Here is a 462-nt window from a genome sequence, read left to right on the forward strand (position 1 = left end):
TAGCGCTTTCCGCACGCGTTTTAAGTACCATTTCCTTAACCACTTCAAATTCCTCACGTGAAACAAGATTAAGCTTATTGACTAACTTCTCAGCTTGCGAACGAAAAACTGTTTCAGCTTCATGCCGTACACCTTGCGCAACACCAGCTGCATCTGTCATTAATTTTGCTAATTCGTCAAGAATACGGTTGGACCCATCATGCATGAAATTTTTCCTTAATTTTAATCAACTACGTATGCATTATACGTGCATTTTTAATACACAGACATTGTATTTGTTTCTTTTACAAAATCCACCGTAATTTTTCTATCCTCCTCTCACACCTCTAAACAATAGCAATCTATTTCTCTTCTTACCTTGACCATTGTGTATTCATCTGTCATGCTTAAACAATTTATAGCTTCATAAATGTAAAGCGCTTCCTAATGAACGACTTTCTTTTTTGTCCTGCCATTAATTTT

At 35.9% G+C, this 462-nt stretch carries 1 protein-coding gene; it reads right to left on the reverse strand.

Features of this window, described 5'->3' with window-relative positions:
- Positions 1–205, reverse strand: a 205-nt coding sequence (locus J7R05_RS07990; RefSeq protein ID WP_208541846.1) for an accessory factor UbiK family protein, incomplete at its 3' end; no start/stop codon positions are given.
- Positions 206–462 lie beyond the last annotated feature (257 nt).

The sequence above is a fragment of the Bartonella capreoli genome (genome assembly GCF_902813205.1).
Lineage (GTDB): Bacteria > Pseudomonadota > Alphaproteobacteria > Rhizobiales > Rhizobiaceae > Bartonella > Bartonella schoenbuchensis.